The following is a 25,198-nucleotide window of genomic DNA, read 5'->3' on the forward strand; positions in this document are numbered from 1 at the left end:
ATGGTTGGTGAAAAACGATTGTTTCTCTTGAGCAAAGGGGGAACATTTGAAAGGCGATCCTGATGCGACAGGGCTTTTCTATTTGAGAAACGGGCTTGATAAACGGCTTGTCCCTTAAATCACCAGCCCCCTAGGAGAGTTGTGATTTACTCGCGCCACCGCTTCTTAGGATCATTTCTCAAGTAGAAAAAGCTTACTGCATCAGCCTCTATGTTCACACGTTCCATCACCGATCAAGGCAAACAGGGGTTTTTCACCACCTTTTCCAACGCGTTCTATCCACAAAACATCCTATCGCTGATGCAAGTCAGAGCAGGACGGTGCTTCGCTTAGCAATGGTTCATCATCAACAAAGCATGGGGATGACCCAAAAGGCGATCTCCCCTCAAGAAAGACACAGCAGTATGGAGGCGATGGTTAGTGTCTATATATAACGTTGAGAGAGGGTATCCCGATTTTTGGGACACCCTCATGCTGCCCCGCGGTTGGCCGGCTAACTTATTGATAAATATGCACAAACGGCTTATCTGCTTTCGCTTGGCGCACGATGAGGCTTTCAGGTTGGCCGGCTGAAGAGATGTAGACGTTGACGGTGATGTAATCCGGAAATTTTTCCATCACCAAACCGGTCACATATTGGGTGAAGCCAATCACTTCCGCCTTGCCGTAAAACGGCATTGTTATGTTGATCGTCAGCTTCTGAAGTTGGTCATTGACGTACAATCCTCGACCCACAATGCCAGTGTAGTTCGGAAAGAAATCTTCCACGTCCGATTTAAAGTTGTTGAATTTTAGCCAATCGTCACGGTGGTTTTCTTCCGCTTCATCGGATGGGAATAAATAATATTCCTCATGCACCGCCTCCCAATCATCAATCGTGCTGCTTCCTTCATCGACGTAGGTAACAGCAAAAAAATGCCCCGGAGTCACAGACGAGCGCGGCGCCTGTTTGTATAAGGCAATCGTGATCGGCACACTGCCGAGCCCTTTGATCTTTCGCAGCCGCTTCAACACCTCGGCGGCGATTCGCTTGCCTTCCCGTTCAATGACATCGTCTTTGATTTTGACCTCGCGCGGATAACCTTGTTCGGTTGAATAATAATGGACAGAGTTTAACGCCAAGCCGATCGCAACGCCGCCAAGCTTCACTTTATCATTGCCCGCCTTGACTAAATAATCATGTTCCAAAATGCTTGCCAAATAAATGGGGCTCTGCGTATTTTTTTGCTCGTTCGTCCCTGTATCGTTGATCGCCGGATTTAAGCCGATATTGTCTTCCGGTTTCATTTTTTCCGCTTTCAACTGGCGGTCTGTTTTCTTGCGCGCAAGCCATTTATCGATCGTTTCACTGTCTAAATACTGCCCCTCTTGAAACAAGTAATCGTCGGGCGAAAACCGCTCGGAAGCCAGACGCATCAGCCCTGTCTCAAATTCGTCGACGTCAAGGCGCGTATTGACGTCGTTGACCACGTGTCCGCGCGCCCCGGACGGTTTAAACGGCAGCACGACTCGATAATACGAATCTGAGATGTTGTATTTCGGAATCACCGCTTCTTGCTCTTTGTTTCCTTTATTCTGCACTACTTCCTCGCCTTCGTTGAATTTGGGCGCGCACGAAGACAACAGGCAGACAGCGGCGAGCCCGAGGGCGGCCAGCTGCTTTCGCGCCCGTTTCGTTTGACGGTGAGCCCCGACGCTGCGAATGATCGGATTTCTTCTCATGATTCCCTCCTGCTTATCGCTTGCAAAAATCGTGGTTCATCCCAAATGGCGATGCCCAATTGTCGGGCTTTATCAAGCTTTGACCCCGCGTCGTCGCCGGCGATGACAATGTCAGTGCTGCGGCTGACGCTGCCAGTGACGCGTCCGCCGAGCCGCTCGATTTGTTCTTTCGCCTCATTGCGCGACATAGACATCAGCTTTCCAGTCAAAACAACCGTTTTGCCGGCGAAAGCGGAGTCTGCCGGTACCTCAACCGCCCGCTTCGGTCCTTTGTATGCCATGTTGACACCGTAAGAGCGCAATTCATTCAACAGCTCGACCGCTTCCGGCTGAGAAAAGAAAGCGGTGATCGAGTCGGCCATTTTTTCGCCAATTTCCGGAACGGCCATCAATTCCTCTTTCGTCGCTTTCTCCAGCCGCTCCATCGTTTCGAAATGTTCGGCCAACAGCTGGGCGGCCTTCGCTCCGACGTAGCGGATGCCGAGGCCAAACAGCAGCCGCTCAAGCGAGTTTTGCTTTGACGCTTCAATCGCCGCCAGCAAATTGGCTGCCGATTTTTCACCCATCCGCTCTAAACCGACAAGCTGTTCTTTCGTCAGCCGGTACAAGTCGGCGACATCGTGGACAAGACCGGCGTTAAACAGTTGGGTGACGACTTTTTCCCCCAGCCCTTCAATGTTCATCGCTGCCCTTGAGGCGAAATGGATGAGCCGTTCGCGCAGCTGGGCCGGACAGTTCGGGTTTAAGCAACGGAGCGCCACTTCTCCTTCCAGGCGGACGAGCTCACTTTGACATTCCGGACAATGCGTTGGCATGACAAACGGCACTTCATCCCCATCGCGCCGATCAGCAACGACACCGACGACTTCCGGGATAATGTCGCCCGCTTTTTTAATGATGACGGCATCGCCAATACGGATGTCTTTTTCGCGGATAAAATCTTCGTTATGAAGAGTGGCGCGCTGCACGGTCGTGCCGGCGACGCGAACCGGCTCGAGGATCGCCGTCGGGGTGACAACACCGGTGCGGCCGACGTTCACTTCAATGCTGATCAGCGTTGTGACGACCTCTTCAGCTGGGAACTTGTAAGCGATCGCCCAGCGCGGGCTTTTGGCTGTCGTGCCAAGCTGTCGCTGCTTCGCAAACGAATCGACTTTAATGACGATGCCGTCGATCTCGTACGGCAGCTGTGGCCGTTTTTCATGCCACTCGTTGACAAACGCGATCACGTCCTCGATCGTGGCGCAGCGCCGCCGCTCGGGATTCACTTTAAACCCAAGCGACTGCAAATAGTCGAGCGCCTCGCTGTGCGACGCAATCCCAAGCTCTTCGGCATTAGCCAATCCGTAAACGAACAAATCGAGCTGGCGCGACGCCGCCACTTTCGGGTCGAGCTGGCGGAGCGAGCCGGCCGCAGCATTGCGCGGGTTGGCGAACAGCTCCTCGCCGCGCGCTTTCCGATCCTCATTCAGGCGCAGAAACGACGCTTTCGGCATAAACGCCTCGCCGCGCGCCTCAAGCGACACCGGTTCGTTAAGACGCAGCGGCAGCGAGCGGATCGTCTTCAAATTTTCCGTAATGTCTTCCCCTGTCGTTCCGTCGCCGCGCGTCGCCCCCTGGACGAAATAACCTTCTTCATAGCGAACCGAAACGGCAAGACCATCAATTTTTAATTCACACACATACGCCACTTCGCCGACTTCTTGGCGGACGCGGCGGTCAAAATCGCGCAAATCGCCTTCGTGAAACGCGTTCGCTAAGCTCATCATCGGGACGCGATGCGTCACCTTGCGAAACGCCTCCAGCGGCGGTCCGCCGATGCGTTGAGTCGGCGAATCGCTCGTTTTTAGCTCCGGATACTGTTCCTCAAGGGCGATGAGCTCTTGCATCAACCGGTCATACTCCGCGTCTGGAACAGATGGACGATCCAGCACGTAATATTCGTAGCCATAGCGGTTGAGCAGCTCGCGCAGCTCGGCTGCGCGCTGTTCGGCTTGTTGGCGATCCATACGTCACCGGTTCTCCTTTCTATGCTTTCTCAATCGGCGCAAACTTCGCAAGCAGCCGCTTGACGCCAATCGGGCTTGGAAACGCGATGTCCAACTCTTGATCTTCTCCGTCGCCGCGAACGCTGACTACCGTGCCCACTCCCCACTTTCGATGGTTGGCGCGGTCGCCCACTTTCCATCCTCCGACAACGCCATGGACTGGGCGGGCAGCAGCCGGACGCGGTGCGGCCACAGACCGGGGGACAGCCGCCTTTAGCAAATGCGGTGGAATTTCGTTTAAAAAACGCGAAGGCGGATTCATCTGAATGTTTCCGAACAACGTCCGCATTTGCGCGCTCGTCAACACGAGCTCTTCTTCGGCACGAGTGATGCCGACATACGCCAATCGTCGCTCTTCTTCCATCTCATCTTCGTCGTTAAGCGAACGGTTATGCGGGAAAATGCCTTCTTCCATGCCGATCAAAAAGACGACCGGGAACTCCAGCCCTTTGGCGGCATGAAGTGTCATGAACACAACCGCATCCCCTTCTGCCGCTTGGTCGCTGCCGTTGAGCTCGTCCAAATCGGAAACAAGCGCCAAGTCGGTCAAAAAGGCGATGAGCGACTTATCATCGCTGACATTTTCAAAATGCTTTGTCACCGACAAAAATTCGTCCAAGTTCTCAAGCCGGCTTTGCGCCTCAATCGTCCGCTCCTCCTCCAGCATCGCGCGATAGCCGGACCGATCGAGCACTTCTTCGACGAGCTCGGTCACAGAAACGTATTCCTGCAGCTGCGTCCATTGCTCCAGCTGGGCGCGGAAGGCGGCGAGCGCTCCGGCTGTTTTGGCGCTGAATCCGATCATCTCCAGTTCACCGAGCGCGGCAAACACCGACAGCCCATGCTCCACCGCATAGCGGACGAGCTTGTCGATCGTCGACGCTCCGATGCCGCGCTTTGGCACGTTGATGATGCGCAGCAAGCTCAAATCGTCATCAGGATTGGCGATGACGCGCAAGTAAGCGAGGATGTCTTTGATTTCTTTCCGGTCATAGAACTTTAAGCCGCCGACGATTTGATACGGAATATTGGCTTTCAAAAACACTTCCTCGATGACGCGCGACTGCGCATTCGTCCGATACAACACGGCAAAATCGCGGTAGCGCCGCCCTTCCTGTTCGACCGCCTCTTGAATGCGGTCGGCGACAAACCGCGCTTCATCGACTTCGTTCATCGCCTCATAATACGTGATCGGCTTCCCTTCCGGATTTTCCGTCCACAACCGCTTCGGCTTGCGATTGACGTTATGAGCGATGACTTCGTTTGCCGCTTGCAAAATCCGCTTCGTCGAACGGTAGTTTTGCTCAAGCAAAATCACTTTCGCGTTTGGATAATCGCGTTCAAATGACAAGATGTTGCGAATATCCGCCCCGCGCCACCGGTAAATCGACTGGTCGGCATCGCCGACGGCGCAAATGTTTTGGAACCGTGCAGCGAGCTTTTTCACCAGTGTATATTGGGCGCGGTTCGTATCTTGGTACTCATCAATGTGAATGTACTGGAATTTATACTGGTAATATTGAAGCACATCCGGCACGCGGTCAAACAGCTGGATCGTCGTCATGATCAAATCGTCGAAGTCGAGCGAATGGTTGCGGAGAAGGCGTTGTTGATACTCTTGATACACGTCGCTCACGACCGTTTCATAATACGTCGACGCCCGCTTCGCGAATTGTTCCGGCGCGAGCAAATCGTTTTTCGCTGCGCTGATCGTGCCTAAAATCGTCCGCGGCTCCCATTTTTTCGGATCGATATTTTTGTCTTTCAAAATCGCTTTGATGACCGAAAGCTGATCGGTCGGGTCGAGGATGGAAAAATTGCGGTTGATGCCGATGCGGTCAATGTCGCGGCGCAACACGCGGACGCACATCGAGTGAAACGTCGAAATCCATACGTCTTCCGCCGCCCCGCCCAACAGCGCCTGCACTCGCTCCTTCATTTCGCGCGCCGCTTTGTTCGTAAACGTAATGGCCAAAATATTCCACGGCGCCACCTGTTTCTCGGCCATCAAATAGGCGATCCGGTGCGTCAGCACGCGCGTTTTTCCGCTCCCCGCTCCCGCCATGATGAGCAACGGCCCTTCCGTCGTTTTGACAGCTTCTTGCTGCTCCTTATTTAAATGAGCAAGCAGCTTTTCCGATAAAAAATTCATCGTTTCCACCACCAACAAACATAAGTTCTATGTTCCGGCGCCGAACTTACGCCGGTCTGCCATCTGTTGGACGGCTGCCACCGTGGCCAACGCGTTTTCGAATGACTCGTAAATGGCGTTGCCAACGACAACTGTATCGGCATAGCGAGCCATTTCCGCCGCCTGTTCCGGCGTCGTGATGCCACCGCCATAGACGAGCTGCGCGCGGCTAAGCACCCGTTTGACTTTGTCCACTAAAGCGGGGTCTCCGTACGTTCCGCTGTATTCGAGATAAAAAATCGGCAGCCGATACAGCTGTTCGGCGAGACGAGCATACGCCACGACATCCTCGTCAGCGAGCGCTGCATCAGCCTCTGTCAGCTTTGCTGCTTTGCATTCACGGTTGACAATGCAATAGCCTTCGGCAACCAATTCCTCTCCGTTCATCACATCGCCGTATCGCTTCATCGCCTCGTGATGACGGCCGATGATCCATTCCGTTCGCCGGCTGTTCAAAACGATCGGAATCAAATACACATCAAATCCCGGCGTTAGCGCCTCGACATCCGTGACCTCAAGCGCACACAGCACCGAAAAGCGGCGGACGCGGGCCAATAAGTCGAGCACCCCATCGATCGTCACCCCGTCCGTGCCGCCGACGATGACAGCATCCGTTCCCGACTCACAAAGACGCTCTAGGCGCTCGTCATCGATCGGTTTGTTCGGGTCGAGTTTGAACACATGGCGCCAGGCGCGAATCTCTTCCATCGCAAAATCCCCTCCACTCCGTCTCCATTGTTTCATTATAACAAATCCGCAAAAAGAAAAGGAGTTCCTTTGCAAATGGAAGGAACCTCCTTTTGGCCTCAGTCGATGATCGGTTCGCTTGCCTCTTGACGTTCTTCCTCTTTGATGCGGTCAAGCGCCATGGCATAAGCATCGTTGCCGTAATTAAGGCAGCGCTTGACGCGCGAGATCGTCGCCGTGCTCGCTCCGGTTTCCGTTTCGATTTTATGGTACGTATACCCTTCGCGCAGCATGCGAGCGACTTCCAGCCGCTGGGCGAGCGCCTGAATTTCGTTCACCGTGCATAAATCATCAAAAAAGCGGTAACACTCTTCTACATCGCGCAACGACAAAATCGCTTTAAACAACTGATCCAGCTCTCTGCCGCGCAGTTTGTCAATTTGCATCCTTGTCTTCCTCCTTTGCTTGAGACGGGGACGTTCCCGCCGCCGCGCAACGTGCCTCGTTTTTCTCTAACCGGCCCCGAATCTGTTGTGAGGGCGAGCGGATCGGGCCGAGTGGCTTTCCTCTTTGCTCCACCCCACCGCTAGGCGGGCCCCGCCATTGTTGCTTTATTTCCAGTGGACAATGTCCAGCGTCGGAACAATATTGATCCATGTCTTCCCGGGCACAAATCCGACTGGCCGCCCGTCGCGGTACGGCAGCAGCCGCCCATCAATGTTTTTCCATTCGATCGGCTGGATAACGCCATGTTGCAACAAATAGCCTTGGCCGCCTGCCGCCAAATCGATGGCGCGCCGCCCGTAGTGATCGACGACGTGATGGCGGGCGGCGACGATCAGCACGTTTTGCACGACAATCGGCTCATGCGTATCATAATCGATCGTCTGCTCGCCGCCGCTGGATCGAGCATATCCTTTTTGCTCCGGTACATACCGGTATTCCACCTGGGCATACGCCTGACGCGAATAAGCGATGTGAATCGTCCCGGCCTGCTCGCCGCGGGGCTCGTCATCGCGAAACGGCAGCGGGGCGACCTCGTCCGTCCACGCGTATCCGTTTTGTTTAGCCCCTTTTTCAATGTTGGCGAATGTAATGTACGAGTTGTGCGGCGCCTTGCGGAACGAAACGCGGTGAAACAGCGTACCGTCGTAAAACAGACCGTTCAAATAGTCGATGCCGCCTCCTTCAAGACGTGCTTTCGCTTCTGGGCTCCAGCCGTGGCATACATACAGTGCATGGTAGCCTTCGCTCAAGTCAATATAGTAATCACGTGCGCTTCGCACCGGTCCCACCCGCTCGGGCCGTTCGCTCTGATAAAGAGCTAAAAAGCGAGTGATGTCGCCTTCAGCAAGCACTTCATACACGATATCGGCCTTGCTTAGCCCTGATTGCGGCCGGGCTTTCGGATGGTTGTTGATCATGACGCCGACCACCCGCTGTTGGGAATCTTCATGAGCCGGCAATCCGGTGAGCGGAAATCGTTGTTTTTCCTCGGCCGCAGGCGCGGATGGTTCTGTCAGCGAAGAAGCTGGTGGCTCGGCTTGTTTTGCTTGTTTCTGCTCTCGTTCCGTCGTGCAGCCACCGAGCAAAAGCGCCGTGCACCCGATGATGAACAGCCAACGTTTCAATGGACACACAACCTTTTTCTTTTTTATTTTACCGCATTATCGAAGGAAAGAGTACCGTTTTGTGCATCACATCATAAATGCCCCGTTGCGTAATCCGAACGTACGGCAAATGGGTCGATTGCAGGAAAAACAATGAATACACCGGATCTTCGAAGCGATACCCCCGCTCGCGCATAAGGCGAACGAACGCGCGCTCTTCGGCGATCAGTGTCCTCATCTCGAGCGGGGACACCATGCCGGCCAACGGAAGCGGAAGCTCAAAGACAACGTTCCCGCGTTCGGCAAGCACTATGCCGCCGCCCAGTTCCTTCATGCGTTGGAATGCAAGCATCATGTCTTCTTTATGTTTGCCGATCAGAAGCAGATCGCCCGTGTTGGAGTAGGAGCTCGCCAAGCCGCCAAGCGCTGTCGCGAATCCTTTCAGCATCGTATTGACGCGCCAGCGACCGCGGCGATCAAGCAGCACTAAAAAACATTCGTCGTGATCATGGCCAAGATGGTCGCGCGTTGTATCGATCGACACCGAATACGGCTTTAAAATGACCGCATTTTCCATGCGCAGCCCCATCGGCATCGACACTTGCAAATCGTCTCCGTCAATCTCCCACGACAACAAGAGAGACCCGAGACCTAATTGCCCCCAGTCCGGTGCTGGCCATATGCTAGGCTCTTCGCCCTCGCGCTTGACCCATTGGCCTTTCGCCAGCACTTGCACCGGCGTCGGGTCATGGGCGGAGCGCAAAAAGTTAATATGCGCAATCCGGCCGGTGGCGATGCTGCCGTGGAGATGCTCGATTCCATAGTGACGGGCGACGTTGATGGTCGCCATTGCATACGCATCGATCACAGGTACGCCGTGTTCGATCGCCATGCGAATGAGCCGGTCGATCACCCCGTGCTCGTAAAACGATGGCGGCGAACCGTCCGTTGTAAGCAGGCATTGGTCATAACGCTCAAGCCCGAGTGCCTTCATCTCCTCAAGCAGCACCGGCAAGTCCGGGCGAATGGAAGAATGGCGGAGGGTGACGGTATAGCCGTGCCAAAGGCGCAGACGCACTTCTTTCCCGGTCATCGCCTCATGATCGCCATCGGCGCCAAAGAGCGCCATTTTGACGAGCGTTTTTTCCGATGCTCCGGGAAAATGTCCTTCGATTTTGCGCCGCCGCCGCTTCGCTTCCTGCATCCAGTACAAGATGATGTCATCCCCGCCGATCACTTTTGGCCATGAAGTCAGCTCTCCACCCTGAAGCACGCTTTCTTGGTCAAGCCACCATTTGATCCGGGCGTTGGACAGTGTCTCCTCCTCGCGTTCAAGCTCTGTCTGTCCGTCGAACCGACACCACCAATACATCGACGTTGGAAGCGCATTCATTTTTTGCAAAAATAAAAGCGATTGTTCGTCTTTCAGCTGTAAAAGCAAAAACAAGTTATCGTTCACCAGCGTCGTCGTTCCGTACAAGGCCGCATAATAGGCAAACGAATGGGGATTATATAATTGAAATGGATGAACATGCGGCTCCATGTAGCCCGGGACGAGCACATATCCGCGGCAGTCAACCGTCTCACATGACGGATCAACGCGGTCGGGAAGCCGATCACCGGCATACACGATACGGTCGCCATGAATCCATATATTCCCTTTCACCCATTCGCGGAAATACGAATGCAAATACGTGGCGTTGACTAACACTTTGGTCGGCGATTGTTTGCCATCAATCACCGCTGCTTGTTCGCGCAGCTCGCTGCCTTTCCATCGGTAACGTTGTTCGCTCATTGACACCCCGTCCCTTGTTTCCTAATCGTTCCATGTAATCATTTTAACGCACAAAAATCATTTTCACAATACGAAAGATGAAAGGAGGGATTCAACGATGGCGAATATCGGCATTGTCAATGCGCTCATTCGCATTACCCTTGGGTTGACTGTTGTCGCTTGGGGGGCCGCCCGCTTCGCCCGCCGCCCATGGTGCACCTCCTATTTGTGGGCCATCTTGCTTGGGGCGATGAAAGTCGGGGAAGGCATCACTCGTTTTTGCCCTGTCACTGCGTTAGTGGAGAATATGCAGCGCCGGCAGCTGCTTAATGAGGAAACAGAAACTGTCATCAACCCAACATAAACATGACAGCGACGCATCGATACGCAAGAGCTTGGGACAGCAACGATGGCCGCTGTCCCTCATCGTTCCCCCTCTTTCTCGGCAGCGCCGGGCTGATCGGTTGCTGTTGAAAGGCCCTAGAAGGCTGGTGAAAAACGGTTGTTTCTTTTGAGCAATGGGGGATCGTTTGAAAGGTGATCGTGATGCGACGAGGCTTTTCTATTTGAAAAACGGGCTTGATCAGCGGCTTGCTCCCTTAAATCACCGGCCTTCTAGAAAAACTCATGATTAGGGCGAGAAAAAGGTGTCCCGCGCCTAGGACACCTTCCATCCAAAGGAGTGGATCACCATGTTGCTGGAATATATGACCGATATGTCGTTTGTGTTGGCAATGTTAATCGGCGGCATTATCGCCCTGTCGTATGTGTATTTGCGGCGGAGGCGCGTTCGATAGCGCGCCGACCGATGTCGCGGCGGTAAAACAAGCCGGCGCAGTCAATCGCCGCCAATTGCTCGTACGCTTTTTCCTTCGCCTCAGCGAGCGTCGCCCCTTTGGCCGCCAGCAGCAGGACGCGGCCGCCGTTTGTGTAAAGCGTTCCATCTTCGCGCTTCGTGCCGGCGTGGAACAACAATGCATCCGGAGCGAGCCGCTCGAGTCCGCGGATGGCCGCTCCGCGTTCGTAAGCGCCCGGATAGCCTTTCGCCGCCAGCACAACGCCAAGCACCGCTTCATCCGTCCACTCGAGCTCCAGTTCTTTTCCGTCCATCACCGCCAAGATCGCCTGAAGCAAATCGGTTTTTAAACGCGGCAGCACGACTTGCGCCTCCGGATCGCCGAACCGGGCGTTAAATTCGATCACTTTCGGCCCGGCTGAAGTGGAGATCAACCCGGCATACAGGACGCCGGTAAACGGCCGTCCTTCGGTCACTAACGCTTGGGCGGTCGGACGCAAAATCGTCTCCAAAGCGATTTGGACCGTATCGGCGGATATTTGCGGCACGGGCGAATACGCTCCCATCCCTCCGGTGTTCGGCCCTTCGTCCCCGTCGTACGCCCGTTTATGGTCTTGGGCGATGGCGAGCGGGTACACTTTCTCGCCGTTTACAAACGCCATAAACGAAAATTCTTCGCCTTCCAAATACTCCTCGACCACGACTTGGCTGCCGGCGGCACCGAATTGTCCGTCGACAAGCGCGGCCTTCGCTGCGGCCAGCGCCTCTTCCACTGTTTGGGCGACAGTGACGCCTTTTCCGGCGGCCAGCCCATCCGCTTTAATGACGATCGGCGCTCCTTTTTCCTCAATATACGCTTTCGCTTGTTCATATGAGGAAAACGTCGCATGGTCCGCCGTCGGGATGCCGTATGTTTTCATAAGCCCTTTCGCGAACGCTTTGCTTCCTTCAATGAGCGCCGCCGCTTGGCTCGGGCCGAATAGGCGTAGCCCTTCCGCCATAAAGCGGTCGGCAATGCCGGCGGCCAGCGGCGCTTCCGGCCCGACAATCGTCAAATCAATCTTGTTTTGTTTCGCAAACTGAACAAGCGCGTCAAAATCGAGTTCATCAATGTCGACGAGCTCCGCGACTTCCCCGATGCCCGGGTTGCCCGGCGCGGCATACAGTTTTCCAACAAGCGGGCTTTGCGCCGCCTTCCAAGCGATGGCATGCTCGCGCCCGCCGCGTCCGACTACGAGAACGTTCATCGTCTCCCTCCCCTTTTGCCGCCGTTTAATGTTTAAAATGGCGGACGCCGGTAAACACCATGGCAATGCCATACTCATCCGCTTTGCGGATCGAATCGGCGTCACGAATCGAGCCGCCCGGCTGGATGATGGCCGTAATGCCGGCTTTTGCCGCCGCTTCTACGGTGTCGTCCATCGGGAAAAAGGCGTCGGAAGCGAGCACCGCGCCTGCCGCCTGCTCCCCGGCTTGTTCAATGGCGATCTTCGCCGCGCCGACCCGGTTCATTTGTCCGGCGCCAACGCCAACGGTCATGCCGTTTTTCGCCAGCACAATGGCGTTGGATTTGACATGCTTCACAACGTTCCACGCAAAACGAAGCTGTTCGCGCTCTTTTTCGGTCGGCTCGCGCTTCGTGACGACATGCCATTTGGCGTCCGCAAGCGTATACGTATCGGCAGCTTGGACGAGCACGCCGCCGTTGACCGAAACGAGCGTTTTTTCCTTACCGTCGGGCGCCGTGAAATCAAGCGTCAACAGACGGATATTTTTCTTTTGCATCAAAATGGCGAGCGCTTCGTCACTAAACGATGGCGCGATGACGATTTCCAAAAAGATGTCATGCATCCGTTCGGCCGTTTCTTTGTCCACTTCCCGATTCACGGCGATAATGCCACCAAAAATGGACACCGGATCGGCCTCGTACGCTTTCGTAAACGCCTCAAGAAGCGTCGCGCCGACACCGACGCCGCACGGGTTCATATGTTTGATCGCCGCTACGGCCGGCTCCTGAAACTCGCGGATAAGATTGATGGCCGCATTGGCATCGTTAATGTTGTTGTACGATAGCTCTTTTCCGTGCAGCTGTACTGCGTTGGCCATCGAGAACGCTGCACCGAGCGGTTTGGCGTAAAACGCCGCCGATTGATGCGGATTCTCTCCATAGCGCAATGATTGTTTTTTCGTGTACGTGATAGTGAGCGTTTCCGGGTAGTCCTCTCCAGCGAGGTTTGTTAAATACTCGGCAATCATAGCGTCATATGCCGCCGTATGGCGGAACGCTTTCGCCGCCAATTTTTGCCGCGTTTCCGCTTGGATCGATCCGGTTGTTTTCAGCTCCTCGATGACCGTTCGGTAATCGGCTGGATCGACGACGATGGCGACATCGGCATAGTTTTTCGCTGCGGCGCGCACCATCGTCGGACCGCCGATATCGATGTTTTCAATCGCCTCAGCCAGCGTCACGTCCGGCTTCGCGATCGTCTGTTGGAACGGATACAAGTTGACAACGACCAAATCGATCGGGCGAATGCCATGCTCCGCAAGCGCCGCTTGGTGGTGCTCATCGCTGCGCACCGCCAAAATGCCGCCGTGAATGGCCGGATGCAGCGTTTTGACGCGCCCGTCTAAAATTTCCGGAAACCCGGTGACATCGGAAATCGAAATGACGGGAACGCCTGCTTCCTCAAGCGCCCGTTTCGTCCCGCCGGTCGAAATGATCTCGACGCCGAGTTCAGCGAGCTGTTTGGCAAACGAAATGATCCCTTCTTTATTAGACACGCTGATTAATGCTCGTTTCACTGCCATCGTTTTCGATCCTTTCTTCTTGTTGTTCCGCTTCCCCTAGCAGCATGCGCAATACCGCCGGATATAGCTCATGTTCGACCGCATGAATGCGCGCCTCAAGCGCTTCGATCGGCTCTCCCGGCACGATCGGAACAGCGCGCTGGGCGATGACCGGTCCGGTGTCCATCCCTTCATCGACATAATGGATGGTGACGCCCGTTTCCGACACGCCCGCCCGATACGCTTGGCCGATGGCGTCTTTGCCCGGAAACGCCGGCAACAGCGACGGATGAATGTTGACGATTTTCCCTTCATAGGCGGAAAGCAAGGTCGGCCCGATCAAGCGCATGTAGCCGGCCAACGCGATCCATTCAACTTGCCGTTCCTTTAACTTACGCAAAATCTCGCTCTCAAACGCCGCTTTCGACGGGTAGTCTTTTGGGGAAAACACGAACACCGGCACGTGTTCGCGCCCCGCTCGTTCGATGACCTTGGCGCCCGGCCGATCGCAGACAAGCAGGGCGATGTCCGCCGGCAGCTCGCCGCGCTTCGCCGCATCGACGAGCGCCTGAAAATTCGTTCCGCTTCCGGAGGCAAACACGGCCAATCGCTTCATGCTTTGTCCCCTCCGGTAAACGACACACCCGCTCCTTTTGTCACTTCGCCAATGATGTAGGCCGGCTCTCCTTGTTCGTCCAACCATTTGACAAGCGGCGCCGCCGTTTCCGAGCTGACGGCGAGCACGAGGCCAATGCCCATATTAAAGACAGAAAACATCTCTTGCTCTTCCAGACGACCCATTTTACGCAGAAGCTCAAAAATCGGCAGCACCGGCCATGAACCGAGCTGAATGCGCGCGCCAAGCCCCGAAGGCAGCATGCGCGGAACGTTTTCGATCCACCCGCCGCCGGTAATATGCGCCATCCCTTTGATCGTAAACCGCTCACGCACAGAGCGCAACTGTTTCGCGTAAATGCGCGTCGGCTTCAACAACTCCTCGCCGAGCGGAACATCAAGCGGCTCGTAAATGCGGTCAAGCTCCAACTTCGCCTGCTCGAACACGATGCGGCGCACAAGCGAGTAGCCGTTGCTGTGCAAACCGCTTGATGGAAGGCCAATCAACACATCGCCTGCTTGGATCGTTTGCCCCGTCACCAACCGCTCTTTTTCGGCAATGCCGACGGCAAACCCGGCCAAATCGTACTCGTCTTCCGCGTACATGCTTGGCATTTCCGCCGTTTCCCCGCCGATCAAGGCGCAGCCAGCTTCGACGCAGCCGTCAGCCACCCCCTTGACGATGGCGGCGATTTTCTCCGGCACCGCTTTGCCACAAGCGATATAGTCAAGGAAAAAGAGCGGTTCCGCTCCTTGGACAGCGATGTCATTGACACACATCGCCACACAGTCAATGCCGATCGTATCGTGCCGGTCAAGCAAAAACGCCAATTTCAGCTTTGTCCCGACGCCATCCGTGCCGGCGATGAGCACCGGCTGACGATAACCAAGCGCCGATAAATCAAACAAGCCGCCAAACCCGCCGATTCCGCCCAACACTTCCGGCCGCATCGTTTTTTGCACGTGCTCTTTCATCAGGGCGACGGCCTGATAACCGGCCTCAATGTCGACCCCTGCTTGTTTGTATGCTTTTGCCACATGAATCCCCCTTTTCTCCGCCCGCTGCGCTCGAACAAGCGCACGCCTTGACGGCCGCTATTTTCCCCCAATAGCAGCGCGCCACGGTATTCATTGCCCGCTCCGCAGAGCTGCCTGTCATTTGACTGTCATGCACGGCTGGGCGATTGGGCTGATCCGGGTTGGATATTGGCCGGTGAAGCACGCCAAACATTGTCCGCGCTGCGGTGCGCCTTCCGGACGGCCAATCGCTGCCAGCAGCCCTTCTTGGCTAAGAAACGCCAGCGAATCGGCGCCGATTAAGCGGCGGATGTCTTCGACCGTATGTTTCGCTGCAATCAGTTCTTCCTTGGACGACGTATCAATGCCGTAAAAGCAAGGATGGGTGATCGGCGGCGCGCTGATGCGCACGTGCACTTCAACCGCCCCGGCTTCGCGGAGCATCGCGACAATGCGCCGGCTCGTCGTCCCACGCACGATCGAATCATCCACCATCACGACCCGCTTGCCGGCCACAACCCCGCGCACCGGCGACAGCTTCATTTTCACTCCTTGCTCGCGCAACGCCTGCGACGGCTGGATGAACGTCCGGCCGACATATCGGTTTTTAATCAAGCCCAATTCGTATGGAATGCCGCTCGCCTCAGCGTAACCGATGGCAACCGAAATGCTTGAGTCCGGCACGCCGGTGACAATGTCGGCTTCGGCCGGCGCTTCCAAGGCGAGCCGCTTTCCTAAGTTTTTTCGGGCCGTGTGGACATTGATGCCGTCGACATGGCTGTTCGGACGAGCGAAATAAATGTATTCCATGCTGCAAATCGACCGCGGCCGCTCCGGAGCGAACCGTTCCGAACGCACCCCTTCGCCGCTGATGATAAGCAATTCCCCTGGCGACACTTCTCGCTCATATGTGGCGCCGATGACATCAAATGCGCACGTTTCCGAGGCGACGACATACGCCGAGCCGAGCCGGCCGAGCGACAGCGGCCGAAACCCGTGCGGGTCAAGCGCCGCATACAGCGCCGTTTCCGTCAGCAACAAAAACGCAAACGCCCCTTCGATCTGGCTGAGCGCCTCTTTCATTTGCCCGACAAACGTCGGCGCTTGGCTGCGGCGAATGAGATGGGCGAACACTTCCGTATCCGATGTCGTCTGAAAAATGCTTCCTTGCCCTTCGAGTGCAAGCTTCAGCTCAATGGCGTTCGTCAAGTTGCCGTTATGGGCGAGCGCCATCGCACCGGTTTGCGAGCGGAATAAGAGCGGCTGAACGTTTTCATAGCCGCCCCCACCCGCCGTCGAATAGCGGACATGGCCGATCGCCGCCGAGCCGCAAAGCGCATCGAGCGTCCCGCTTTGAAACACGTCCGTCACCAAGCCAAGCCCTTTATGGCCAGACAAGTTTCCGCCGCCCGCCACCACGATGCCGGCCCCTTCCTGCCCACGGTGCTGCAAGCTGTGAAGGCCGTAGTATGTGAGCCGGGCGGCGTCTTCATGCCCCCAAATGCCGAAAATGCCGCACTCCTCGTTCAATCCTTTGATTTCAGCAAGCATGGAATGGCCCCTTTCCAGACGTTTCGCATATCGTCAACCGAAAGGCGGATGATCGTTTCCCCCTGCTCCCCGTTCACGGTGAATGTGCCGTCATCCGTCACTTCCCCGATCCGTTTCGCTTCTACAAGCCGCTCAAACGTTTCTTGATGTTCCTTTTTCACCGAAACGACAAAACGAGACTGCGTTTCGCTGAACAGTTCACTGACGAGATCACCGCGGATCGTCACCTTCGCGCCAAGCCCTGAAGTCCCCATGACACACTCGGCAAGCGCAACGGCTAAGCCCCCTTCAGCCACATCATGCGCGGACGCCACCACCCCCGCGCGAATCGCCGCAAGCAGCTGGCGCTGGCGGCTTGCTTCCACTTTCAAATCAATTTCCGGCGCTTTTCCGAAAATGCGGCCTTCTAGAAACTTTTGCAGCTCGCTGCCGCCAAACTCCGGCTTCGCCTCGCCGATCACGTAAATCAAGTCACCTGCTTGCTTAAACGATTGCGTCGTGATATGGGAAAGGTCTTCGATCAGGCCGACCATGCCGACAACCGGCGTCGGGTACACCGCCTCGCCGTTCGTTTCATTGTAAAGCGAGACGTTGCCGCTCACGACCGGCGTCTCAAGCGCCCGGCACGCTTCGCTCATCCCGTCAACCGCTTTCTCCAGCTGCCAGAAAATATCCGGCTTTTCCGGGCTGCCGAAGTTGAGGCAGTCGGTAATGGCGAGCGGCGTCGCTCCGGAACAGACGACATTGCGCGCCGCCTCGGCGACCGCGATTTTCCCTCCTGTTTCCGGATCCAAATACACATAGCGCGAGTTGCAGTCGGTGGTCAGCGCGAGCGCCTTATTCGTGCCGCGGATGCGCACGACAGCCGCGTCCGATCCCGGAGCGACAACCGTATTCGTCCGCACCATATAGTCGTACTGGTCATACACCCATTCCTTGCTGGCGATCGTCGGCTGGGCGAGCAGCGCGAGCAATGTTTGATTGTAATCTTCAATGTGCGGAATATACGGCGGCATCGCTTGAAACTCACGGTAATAAGCCGGCTCCGCCGATGGTTGATGATACACCGGCGCGTCTTTCGCCAACGCATCAACCGGAATTTCTGCCGCCGCCTCGCCGCGGAAAAACAGACGAAGCATTTGATCATCGGTTACTTTGCCGATCGCTTTTGCCTCGAGGCCATATTTCGCAAAAATCGCAGCGATTTGCTCTTCCCGTCCTTGCTTGACGACAAGCAGCATCCGCTCCTGCGATTCGGACAACATCATTTCATACGGCGTCATGCCCGCCTCGCGCTGCGGAACAAGATCCAAATTCATTTCAATGCCGAAGCCGCCTTTGCTCGCCATCTCGGCCGACGAGCTCGTAAGCCCAGCGGCGCCCATATCTTGAATGCCGACTAACGCATCGGACTTGACTGCTTCAAGACACGCCTCAAGCAGCAGTTTTTCCATAAACGGGTCGCCGACTTGCACGGCCGGACGCTTCGCTTCCGATTGCTCGCTTAATTCCTCAGAGGCAAACGTCGCCCCGTGGATGCCGTCGCGGCCCGTTTTCGCCCCGACGTACATGACCGTATTCCCAACCCCGGTCGCGATGCCGCGCTGAATGTCCTTATGGCGGATGATCCCAACGCACATGGCGTTGACCAATGGATTGCCTTCATACGCCGGATCGAACTGCACCTCGCCGCCGACGGTCGGGATGCCGACGCAGTTGCCATACCCGGCGATCCCGGCGACGACGTGTTCAAACAAATAGTTGACGCGCGGCGACGTCAATTCGCCAAATCGAAGCGAGTTAAGCAGCGCAATCGGCCGCGCCCCCATCGAAAAGACGTCGCGGATGATGCCGCCGACCCCGGTCGCCGCTCCTTGGTACGGCTCGATCGCCGACGGGTGATTATGGCTTTCGATTTTAAACGCCACCGCCAGCCCGTCGCCGATATCGACAATGCCGGCACCCTCGCCCGGCCCTTGCAGCACATGTGGGCCATCAGTCGGGAATTTTTTCAGCACCGGCTTCGAGTTTTTGTAGCTGCAATGCTCCGACCACATGACGGCAAAAATGCCGGTTTCCGTATAGTTCGGCAACCTCCCCAGCATCGCTTCAATGCGGGCAAATTCTTCGTCTGTTAACCCCATCTCGCGGTACAGCTTTTGTTCTTTGATCATCGCCGCGCTCGGCTCAAGCAGTAACGACATGCGTCTCCCTCCAATAATTGACGATCGATCGAAATAGCTTCAATCCGTCCGCGCTGCCAAGCAAAGCGTCGACCGCCCGCTCCGGATGCGGCATCATGCCGAGCACGTTGCCTCGCTCGTTGACAATGCCGGCGATCTCCGCCAAGCTGCCGTTCGGGTTTTCCCCATGGTAGCGGAAGACGATTTGCCGGTTTTCGACAAGGCGCTTTAGCGTTTGTTCGTCGCAATAATAATTCCCTTCACCATGGGCGATCGGAATGGTAATCACTTCGCCCTTGTCATAGGCAGAGGTAAACATCGTTTCATTGTTTTCCACGACAAGCTGCACCGGCCGGCAAATGAATTTCAACCCTTGGTTGCGGCGCATCGCCCCAGGAAGCAAGCCGGCTTCAAGCAAAATTTGAAACCCGTTGCACACCCCAAGCACCGGTTTTCCGGCTTCCGCGGCTTGTTTCACGGCGGCCATCACCTTGGAAAAACGGGCGATCGCCCCTGAGCGCAAGTAATCGCCGTATGAAAAGCCGCCCGGAAGCAAAATGGCGTCGAACCGATCGAGATTCTCTTCATCATGCCAAACGTATTCCACTTCTTCGCCGAGTTCATCGGCGACCGCATGGTACATATCAACATCGCAATTCGATCCCGGAAAGACAATGACGGCAAACTTCATCGGGCGACGGCCTCCTCAATTTCATAGCGGTAATCTTCGATGACCGGGTTGGACAACAATTTCTCGCACATGTCACGGACCATCTCATCAAGGTCGCGATCGCTTTTTTCGATCACCAGCTCCATAAACTTGCCGATTCGGACGTCTTTCACTTCCGTATACGAAAGGCTGTGCAGCGCCCCCTTCACCGCTGTCCCTTGCGGATCCAACACACTTTCGCGCAACGTGACATACACTTTTACTTTATACATGCCGATTCTCCCCCTAACCGTTCGAGAATAACCTCATACGCCTCGGTTAAACTGCCAAGATCACGGCGAAATACGTCCTTATCCAATCTCTCATTCGTCTCGGCGTCCCAAAGCCGGCACGTATCCGGCGACACCTCATCCGCTAAAAGGATCGCGCCGTCCGCCGTGCGGCCAAACTCCAACTTAAAATCAATTAATCTCACTTTTCGCTCGGCAAAATGGGCGCGCAACACGTCGTTCACTTTCAGCGCTTCCCGTTTCAGCCAGGCGACCTCCTCGCGGCTCGCGAGCTTCAAAATCGCAATGTGGTCTTCGACGAGCAGCGGGTCGCCAAGGTCATCGTTTTTGTAGTAAAACTCGACAAGTGGGGTTTCAAGCGGAGTCCCTTCCGCCAAGCCGAGACGCTTCGCCAAACTCCCGGCCACGACGTTGCGGACGATGACTTCCAGCGGGATGATCGCTACACTTTTCACAAGCTGCTCGGTCGGCGACAATTTTTTCATAAAGTGATTGGCAACGCCTGCTTCTTGCAATTTCGTAAACAACAAACTGGAAATCTCGTTATTGAGCCGCCCTTTGCCGGCGATCGTCGCCTTTTTCTCGCCGTTAAACGCCGTGGCGCTGTCTTTGTACTCGACCCAAAGGATATCCGGTTCATCCGTGGCGTAAATTTTTTTCGCTTTCCCTTCATACAACAGCTGTTGTTTTGCCGGCATGATGCAAGCCTCCGTTATCCAGAAGATTGAAAATCTTTCGTGTAACCGGCCAGCATGAGGCCAGCCGGCTTCCACTTACTCTAATCCTAAGCGGGCAAAAATTGTATCGACGTGTTTCAAATGGTGGCGGTAATCAAAGCAATCGTCGAGCTCTTCTTTCGTCAACCGGCTCGTAATCCGCTCATCCGCTTCGAGAAGCGAGCGGAACGGCACTTGTCTCTCCCACGCTTCCATCGCTTTCGGCTGCACTAAATCGTACGCTTCCTCGCGCGTCATCCCTTTGTCAATCAAAGCGAGCAAGACGCGCTGCGAGTAAATGAGCCCGAATGTGCGCTCCATATTTTTCTTCATATTTTCCGGATACACCAACAAGTTTTTCACAATGTTAGCGAACCGGTTCAACATATAGTTCAACGCGATCGTCGCATCCGGCAAAATGATGCGCTCCGCTGACGAATGGGAAATGTCGCGCTCATGCCAAAGCGGCACATTTTCATACGCCGTCACCATATATCCGCGAATGACGCGCGCCATGCCGGTCATGTTTTCCGAACCGATCGGATTGCGCTTATGCGGCATCGCTGACGAACCTTTCTGCCCTTTGGCAAAAAACTCCTCGACTTCACGCACTTCGCTTTTTTGCAAGCCGCGAATTTCCACAGCAAATTTTTCAATCGATGTCGCGATGAGCGCGAGCGTCGCCATGTAGTAGGCGTGGCGGTCGCGTTGCAACGTTTGCGTCGAAATCGGCGCCGGCGTTAACCCGAGCTTTTCGCACACATATTGCTCGACAAATGGGTCAATGTTGGCATACGTGCCGACCGCGCCGGAAATTTTCCCGACCTCGACCATCTTCGCCGCTTGTTCAAACCGCTCTAAATTCCGTTCCATTTCCGCATACCAAAGCGCCAATTTCAGCCCGAACGTCGTCGGTTCGGCATGAACGCCGTGCGTGCGCCCCATCATGACCGTGTATTTATGTTCGCGCGCTTTCTCTTTCAGCACTTGAATAAAGGTTTCCAAATCACGCCGCAAAATGGCGTTCGCCTGCTTTAACAAATAGCCGAGCGCCGTATCGACGACGTCCGTCGATGTCAGCCCGTAGTGCACCCATTTCCGCTCCTCGCCAAGTGTCTCGGAAACAGCGCGGGTGAAGGCGACGACATCATGACGCGTTTCTTCTTCAATTTCCTTAATGCGCTTGACGTCAAACGACGCATTTTCACGCAGACGGCGGACATCTTCTTTCGGGATGACACCAAGCTCGGCCCACGCCTCGCACGCGAGCAATTCCACTTCAAGCCATGCCTGAAAGCGATTTTCCTCTGTCCAAATGGCTCCCATTTCCGGTCTTGTGTAACGTTCAATCATCCTCGTTCCAGCCTCCGATCATGCCAAATTTGCCACGATTCCACTCGCGCCAGCGCTTCCTCAACATCCTCCGCCAGTACGGTCACATGGCCCATTTTCCGCTTCGGCTTCGCTTCGTGCTTGCCGTACAGATGGACATACACCGCACCGGCAAACGCATCAATTTGCCGAATGACCGGCTCGACATGCTCGCCGAAAATATTGACCATCACGGCCGGTTTTACCAATTCCGTCGACCCGAGCGGCCAGTTGCAGACGGCGCGGATGTGCTGGGCGAATTGGGACGTGGCACATGCATTGATTGTATAATGACCCGAGTTGTGCGGTCTAGGGGCCAACTCATTAATATAAATATCCCCGTCCCCTGTCAAAAACATTTCCACCGCCAACGTCCCCATGAGTGAAAATGATGCCGCCAGCGTCTTGGCGTAACGGACCGCCCGCTGCTCGATGTGCTGCGGGATCCGTGCTGGAACGATCGTCTGATGCAAAATGTTCTCGACATGAATGTTTTCCGCCACCGGAAAAACAGCCGTCTCCCCGTCGCCGTTGCGGGTGACAATGACCGATATTTCCTTCACAAACGGCACCCAGCCTTCCAAAATACACGAACCAAGGCGAAGCAGCTCTGCCGCTTTGGCGACATCCCCTTCTCCCCGGAGCACATATTGTCCTTTTCCGTCATAACCGCCGCGCCGCGTTTTTAAGACACACGGAAACCCGATCACCCGAACGGCCTCTTCCAACTCATCCCGTTCATTCACTTCCACATACGGCGCCACCGGCAAACCGGCAGCGACGACTGCCTCTTTCTCCAACGCCCGATCTTGCGTCACCGCAAGCAACCGGCTTCCTTGTGGAACATAGGCGTTTTCCACAAGCCACTCAAGCGCTCGCGCATCGATGTTTTCAAACTCGTACGTGATGACATCACTGACGCGCGCCAGGTCAGCTATTGCATCCAAATCATCGTACGGCGCGGTGATTTCTACATCCGCCACTTGCCCGCACGGAGAGTCAGGCGTTGGATCAAGAACCGCAACGCGAAACCCCATCTCACGCGCCGCCAAAGCCATCATCCGCCCGAGCTGGCCCCCGCCGATGATGCCGATCGTCTCTCCCGGAACAATCCGCCGCTTAGTCAAGTTGATCACTGCTTTCCACAACTTGTTTTCGAATCGATTCTCTCCTTGCTTTGAGCGCCTCCATATAGCGCGGCTCAAACAGCCCGATGATCGACACGGCGAGCAGTCCCGCATTCATCGCCCCTGCTTTGCCGATCGCCACTGTCGCCACCGGCACCCCGCCTGGCATTTGCACAATCGACAATAACGAATCGAGCCCGTTCAATGCCTTTGACTGCACCGGCACACCAATCACCGGCAGCGTCGTTTTCGCCGCGATCATTCCCGGCAAATGAGCCGCTCCACCGGCCCCCGCGATAATCACCTTAAGGCCCCGCTCCTCCGCCGTTTCCGCATACCGGAACATTTCATCGGGCGTCCGGTGCGCCGACACGACTTTTTTCTCAAACGGGACGCCCAGTTCTTCAAGAATCGCACAGGCGTGCTTCATCGTTTCCCAATCTGAACGGCTTCCCATGATTACCCCAACTAGCGGGCTCATACGTTCCACTCCTTACCCTTAATAAACAAAGCCCAGAACATACATTCCCTCTTTTGGGCGAGGGAAAGCATCGTTCTGGGCTTTGACAGTTGCTGATCGAAAAAAAGCCAAAACCGATCCTTTCCCTCATAGTCCAATAATTTACGGTTATTGGGTAGAGACTTTTGGGCCATATTCCCAAAATTATATGAGGGATTCTTTTACGCATTATGAAACTACTTTTATAGTAGCAAGATCCTTGGTGAAATGTCAAGATAAAATCGAACATTCATTATTAAATAAACACAAATGTTCGTGTTTTTTCAAATCACCAAAACAATAAGGAGGCATATGATAAATGTGCGGAGGAGGGAAACGCCATGGCCAACGAACATCCATTCACACCGTTTTCCGATTGGACAAAGCATTGGCAGCAATTTTTCCAAAACGATTTTTGGGGAAACATCCAACCGCTGTTGCGTTCATCCCATCAACCATCGTCAGGCATGAATATCTACAGAAAGGATAACGAGCTGCTTGTCGTCGTCAGCTTGCCGGGTCTGGAGAAAAGCGAAGACGCGGAAGTGTATGTATCGTACAAGACACTGGAAATCAAGGCAATCATTAATCTGAGCTTTCAAGGATTTGACTTAGTGGAAGAAGGAATTTTCCAAGGCCGGTTCGAAAAAACGATCCCGTTGCCGTTCCCCGTCAAGGATGATCGCATCGAAGCAACATATCATAACGGCTTATTGTTCATCCACCTTCATCGGCTCATCCCTGAAGAGCCAAAAAAGAAGATCGTGATTAAAAAAAGCGAACCATAACCAATGGCCAGGCCCCGCTTTCTTGACAAAAAAGAGGGTGTCCCACGTTGACGGGACACCCTTTCGCGAGTTTCCGTTTCCTATCGCTTTATGAAAAAGGGGGTCTAGGAAACGATGATCACGCTTTACATTTTGGGGGAGAGGATTGAAAATGGCGTCATTAAAACTTAATGACAATAGGCAAAAAAATGAGAGAACCGTATAGCTCCCTCATTTTTGCCTGCCTAGCAGCGACCTACTCTTGCAGGGGCGCTGGCCCCAACTACCATCGGCGCTGGAGGGCTTAACTTCCGTGTTCGGGATGGGAACGGGTGTTTCCCCTCCGCTATCACCACTAGGCAAGCCATTCCGTTTTTCATCAATCATTATACCAGAAAATCAATTCCTGTCAAGAAGGAACGCATTCCTTCAAAACTAGATAACCGTCGGAAGAAGCCGCGTATCACACTGTCTAGCTTCAGCCGCCATCGGCTTGCGACGCTTCGGTCCTGCTGTGGCGGCGACAGCCTCCTCGCAGGCCCTCCAGCGCGTTTCGCCGATAAGCGGGCGGCCTCCGCTTTTCGCACTGTCTAGCTCCGGCTCGCCGCCGCTCGGGGTCAAATCACCTTCTCCCTCGGGGTGCAAGCGCCCCTGCGGGCGAAGAACATTTGCCCGTCGCGGCGAACCGCTCGCCTGCGCTTTTCTAGGTTAAGCCCTCGATCGATTAGTATCCGTCAGCTCCACGTGTCGCCACGCTTCCACCTCGGACCTATC

The 25,198-nt window shown here is 55.2% G+C and carries 22 protein-coding genes, 1 rRNA gene and 1 riboswitch; of the genes, 3 read left to right on the forward strand and 20 right to left on the reverse strand.

What is annotated here, in order from left to right; genetic code table 11:
- Positions 1–498: 498 nt before the first annotated feature.
- The 7 genes from B4113_RS11065 to B4113_RS11095 all read right to left on the reverse strand — a co-directional run bounded on the left by B4113_RS11065 (position 499) and on the right by B4113_RS11095 (position 10,053).
- The gene (locus tag B4113_RS11065) at positions 499–1,722 is read right to left on the reverse strand and encodes a CamS family sex pheromone protein (RefSeq protein ID WP_033018425.1); all 1,224 of its coding nucleotides are present in this window, start codon (positions 1,720–1,722) and stop codon (positions 499–501) included.
- Positions 1,719–3,731, reverse strand: a complete 2,013-nt coding sequence (gene ligA, locus B4113_RS11070; RefSeq protein WP_033018426.1) for an NAD-dependent DNA ligase LigA — start codon at positions 3,729–3,731, stop codon at positions 1,719–1,721. Before ligA ends, B4113_RS11065 begins: the two co-directional genes overlap by 4 nt.
- A 19-nt stretch (positions 3,732–3,750) precedes the next feature.
- Positions 3,751–5,922: a DNA helicase PcrA gene (gene pcrA, locus B4113_RS11075; RefSeq protein ID WP_033018450.1), complete on the reverse strand. Its 2,172-nt coding sequence runs from the start codon at positions 5,920–5,922 to the stop codon at positions 3,751–3,753.
- A 27-nt stretch (positions 5,923–5,949) separates the two neighbouring features.
- On the reverse strand, positions 5,950–6,669 hold the full coding sequence (locus B4113_RS11080; RefSeq protein WP_033018427.1) for a heptaprenylglyceryl phosphate synthase: 720 nt from the start codon (positions 6,667–6,669) through the stop codon (positions 5,950–5,952).
- Positions 6,670–6,767: 98 nt separating this feature from the next.
- The gene (locus tag B4113_RS11085) at positions 6,768–7,094 is read right to left on the reverse strand and encodes a YerC/YecD family TrpR-related protein (RefSeq protein WP_033018428.1); all 327 of its coding nucleotides are present in this window, start codon (positions 7,092–7,094) and stop codon (positions 6,768–6,770) included.
- A 165-nt stretch (positions 7,095–7,259) separates the two neighbouring features.
- Positions 7,260–8,279: a DUF3048 domain-containing protein gene (locus B4113_RS11090; RefSeq protein WP_033018430.1), complete on the reverse strand. Its 1,020-nt coding sequence runs from the start codon at positions 8,277–8,279 to the stop codon at positions 7,260–7,262.
- A 28-nt stretch (positions 8,280–8,307) separates the two neighbouring features.
- Positions 8,308–10,053 carry an adenine deaminase C-terminal domain-containing protein gene (locus B4113_RS11095; RefSeq protein WP_061912504.1) on the reverse strand — a complete coding sequence of 582 codons (1,746 nt, stop codon included), beginning with the start codon at positions 10,051–10,053 and terminating at the stop codon, positions 8,308–8,310.
- 97 nt (positions 10,054–10,150) lie between these two features.
- Between B4113_RS11095 and B4113_RS11100 the strand changes: the two genes are divergently transcribed.
- Both B4113_RS11100 and B4113_RS21195 read left to right on the forward strand, forming a co-directional pair.
- On the forward strand, positions 10,151–10,396 hold the full coding sequence (locus tag B4113_RS11100) for a DUF2892 domain-containing protein (RefSeq protein WP_033018432.1): 246 nt from the start codon (positions 10,151–10,153) through the stop codon (positions 10,394–10,396).
- Positions 10,397–10,724: 328 nt separating this feature from the next.
- Positions 10,725–10,829 (forward strand): EYxxD motif small membrane protein, encoded by a 105-nt coding sequence (locus tag B4113_RS21195; RefSeq protein WP_342443833.1) that lies wholly within the window; start codon positions 10,725–10,727, stop codon positions 10,827–10,829.
- On the opposite strand, the gene purD is transcribed toward B4113_RS21195, so the two are convergent.
- From purD to purE, 12 genes are all read right to left on the reverse strand, one after another.
- Positions 10,783–12,075, reverse strand: coding sequence for a phosphoribosylamine--glycine ligase (gene purD / locus B4113_RS11105; RefSeq protein WP_033842576.1), 1,293 nt, complete (start codon positions 12,073–12,075; stop codon positions 10,783–10,785). The two genes, B4113_RS21195 and purD, sit on opposite strands and share 47 nt — an antisense overlap.
- A gap of 25 nt (positions 12,076–12,100) precedes the next feature.
- The gene (purH, locus tag B4113_RS11110) at positions 12,101–13,639 is read right to left on the reverse strand and encodes a bifunctional phosphoribosylaminoimidazolecarboxamide formyltransferase/IMP cyclohydrolase (RefSeq protein WP_033842577.1); all 1,539 of its coding nucleotides are present in this window, start codon (positions 13,637–13,639) and stop codon (positions 12,101–12,103) included.
- Positions 13,605–14,234, reverse strand: a complete 630-nt coding sequence (purN, locus tag B4113_RS11115) for a phosphoribosylglycinamide formyltransferase (RefSeq protein ID WP_033842578.1) — start codon at positions 14,232–14,234, stop codon at positions 13,605–13,607. Before purN ends, purH begins: the two co-directional genes overlap by 35 nt.
- A complete protein-coding gene (gene purM, locus B4113_RS11120) occupies positions 14,231–15,271 on the reverse strand; it encodes a phosphoribosylformylglycinamidine cyclo-ligase (RefSeq protein WP_061912505.1) in 1,041 nt (346 codons plus the stop codon). Before purM ends, purN begins: the two co-directional genes overlap by 4 nt.
- A gap of 117 nt (positions 15,272–15,388) precedes the next feature.
- A complete protein-coding gene (gene purF, locus B4113_RS11125; RefSeq protein ID WP_061912506.1) occupies positions 15,389–16,801 on the reverse strand; it encodes an amidophosphoribosyltransferase in 1,413 nt (470 codons plus the stop codon).
- Positions 16,777–19,005, reverse strand: a complete 2,229-nt coding sequence (gene purL / locus B4113_RS11130) for a phosphoribosylformylglycinamidine synthase subunit PurL (protein ID WP_033842581.1) — start codon at positions 19,003–19,005, stop codon at positions 16,777–16,779. The genes purF and purL overlap by 25 nt, the downstream gene beginning before the upstream one ends.
- On the reverse strand, positions 18,989–19,675 hold the full coding sequence (gene purQ, locus B4113_RS11135) for a phosphoribosylformylglycinamidine synthase subunit PurQ (protein ID WP_033018439.1): 687 nt from the start codon (positions 19,673–19,675) through the stop codon (positions 18,989–18,991). The genes purL and purQ overlap by 17 nt, the downstream gene beginning before the upstream one ends.
- A complete protein-coding gene (purS, locus tag B4113_RS11140; protein ID WP_033018440.1) occupies positions 19,672–19,926 on the reverse strand; it encodes a phosphoribosylformylglycinamidine synthase subunit PurS in 255 nt (84 codons plus the stop codon). Before purS ends, purQ begins: the two co-directional genes overlap by 4 nt.
- Complete coding sequence (purC, locus tag B4113_RS11145; RefSeq protein WP_033842582.1) at positions 19,914–20,642, reverse strand: phosphoribosylaminoimidazolesuccinocarboxamide synthase; 729 nt, start codon at positions 20,640–20,642, stop codon at positions 19,914–19,916. Before purC ends, purS begins: the two co-directional genes overlap by 13 nt.
- 75 nt (positions 20,643–20,717) lie before the next feature.
- Positions 20,718–22,013, reverse strand: a complete 1,296-nt coding sequence (gene purB / locus B4113_RS11150; RefSeq protein WP_033842583.1) for an adenylosuccinate lyase — start codon at positions 22,011–22,013, stop codon at positions 20,718–20,720.
- Positions 22,010–23,167 (reverse strand): 5-(carboxyamino)imidazole ribonucleotide synthase, encoded by a 1,158-nt coding sequence (gene purK, locus B4113_RS11155; RefSeq protein ID WP_231559777.1) that lies wholly within the window; start codon positions 23,165–23,167, stop codon positions 22,010–22,012. Before purK ends, purB begins: the two co-directional genes overlap by 4 nt.
- Positions 23,151–23,639, reverse strand: a complete 489-nt coding sequence (gene purE, locus B4113_RS11160; RefSeq protein WP_033842584.1) for a 5-(carboxyamino)imidazole ribonucleotide mutase — start codon at positions 23,637–23,639, stop codon at positions 23,151–23,153. Before purE ends, purK begins: the two co-directional genes overlap by 17 nt.
- Before the next feature lie 109 nt (positions 23,640–23,748).
- Positions 23,749–23,850, reverse strand: a riboswitch (purine riboswitch).
- A gap of 148 nt (positions 23,851–23,998) precedes the next feature.
- Between purE and B4113_RS11165 the strand changes: the two genes are divergently transcribed.
- Complete coding sequence (locus B4113_RS11165) at positions 23,999–24,445, forward strand: Hsp20/alpha crystallin family protein (protein WP_033842585.1); 447 nt, start codon at positions 23,999–24,001, stop codon at positions 24,443–24,445.
- 222 nt (positions 24,446–24,667) lie between these two features.
- On the opposite strand, the gene rrf is transcribed toward B4113_RS11165, so the two are convergent.
- Positions 24,668–24,784: ribosomal RNA gene (gene rrf, locus B4113_RS11170) — 5S ribosomal RNA — on the reverse strand.
- Positions 24,785–25,198: the final 414 nt, after the last annotated feature.

This window comes from Geobacillus sp. B4113_201601 (assembly GCF_001587475.1).
Classification (GTDB): Bacteria; Bacillota; Bacilli; order Bacillales; family Anoxybacillaceae; genus Geobacillus; species Geobacillus icigianus.